The organism is Christiangramia sp. 3-2217-3z (assembly GCF_051195275.1).
Lineage (GTDB): Bacteria > Bacteroidota > Bacteroidia > Flavobacteriales > Flavobacteriaceae > Christiangramia > Christiangramia marina.
The window spans coordinates 1-1,731 of the sequence record NZ_JBNJLI010000031.1; the positions used below are offsets into that span (position 1 = coordinate 1).

Below are 1,731 nucleotides of genomic sequence, written 5' to 3' on the forward strand. Positions count from 1 at the left end.
TTTCAATAGAACCAGGATTTCGAAAGTTATCGATAAACAAAAGATTCTTAGTTCAAAATTATCAATTGAAGGCTTTAAAATTCGAATTTTTCAGATTGGATTCTAATAGTTTTTAGTAGCTAAAATCGTTGCGGAGCACTTGTGTATAACGGTTACGGTTATCGCAAGTTGCGGGAGTAGGGAAGCGGACTTGTCGGATTAACCATTATCTTTCTTGGTTTCTAAAATTACACTTTTTCGGAATAACCCGTTATTTGCGATGAACCGATGTTGTGTGCTGTTTATTAACTAAAACTCTCAATATTATTTCGAATATATTGAAAACGAATTTTTCTAAACTCTTCTTCAATTTTTAAATAATCCTGGTCAAATTCATGAAAACTATAGTTCCGCCCTTTTATTATATAATACTCTTTATTTATTGAGTTTTCAATCGATTTCCATTTTGAAATATCTCCCGACCAATACTCAAAATCGCCTTCTTCCAACTCTATAAAATTTCCAATTGATTTTTCTAAGATTGAAATAATAGGCTCAAATTTTAAATTTTCTAGTAAATGTAAAGTTGGTATAATATGCTCACCGGCAGAATTGATATAATAACTAAGAACGCCGTTTATTGCTATTTCTGAATCTAGAATGTATGTATAGAAAACTAATTTTTCTGGATCGGATAATTTTTGCAAGACTTCATTATCTGATGGTTTTCTGTTATCTCTTTTAATCCTTTTAATTTTATCTTCAATTAGAAAAAATATTTTTTCTTCTAAATCTTCATCATTCTCTAATACTAATTTTTTTAGATCAGGTTGATCTTTTGATTTTCCTAATCGTTCTTTTGCCCAATTTGCAATTATCTCATTATCGCTCTGAACTTGTTTTAAAAGTTCTTGTCGGAGATATTCTTTTTTTATTTCCTTTTTTCTCTTTTTATCCATCGGAGAAATTTTTTCTTATAAATAGCACACAACGGTTACGGTTATCGCCAGTTGGCGGAGTATGGGATGCGGATTTGTCGGCTTATTCTTGGTTTGTTGGTCAAGTTAATTATTTTCTTTCTAACGCTACCGCTTATTGGCGATTAACCGTTGTTACCCACTGTGGCTTAAACTAATCTTTAATTTTACTTTTTTGACCGGTTAAAAATCGAGTATAGAATAACGTTACTAACGAAAACCCAAATATTGAAATAAAACTTATGTTTTTATTAAACATCATTAATATGACAGAAGCGATAACGCAAACAAAACCTATGATGTAGAGTAACTTCAAAAATATTGGTTCGGTCCTAATAAAGTTGTTGTTATTAGTTTTCATTCAATGCACCTTTATTTTAAATATTCAGTTTGCTATGATATAAAATCATTTTCTATTTTCTGTTTATCAACAATATAATTGTAATCACGATTTATATACTATCAATATAATTTAATCAATAGTTTTTTTCTGACTTGAAAATATTGCAAGGCGGATTATAAAAATTATCAGAATGAGATTAAAGGTTATAGTTAGGTAACCATTAATTTCTCCTTCTTTTATGAACAAAAAAGCATTAAAGATAAATATCAAGAGTGCGAGAGCGTACATTAGCTTTAAAGCTTTAGGTTCTCTTTTCAAAAAGTCTATATTTTTCACCATTTCATTTTCATATTTAGCTGGATTCAAGGTTGTAGCGCAACAAAGCGTATTAAAAAGTTAGGTATTCAAATATAATTTTTTTCGTTCGAGATC

At 29.3% G+C, this 1,731-nt stretch carries 1 protein-coding gene; it reads right to left on the reverse strand.

The features are described from left to right. Positions 1-284 precede the first annotated feature (284 nt). Positions 285-938: a DMP19 family protein gene (locus tag ACSHZO_RS15785; protein ID WP_298248417.1), complete on the reverse strand. Its 654-nt coding sequence runs from the start codon at positions 936-938 to the stop codon at positions 285-287. Positions 939-1,731: the final 793 nt, after the last annotated feature.

Bases quoted from the DNA above. Each gene is read 5' to 3' on its own strand.
- ACSHZO_RS15785 (WP_298248417.1), bottom strand. From the start codon at position 938: ATGGATAAAAAGAGAAAAAAGGAAATAAAAAAAGAATATCTCCGACAA.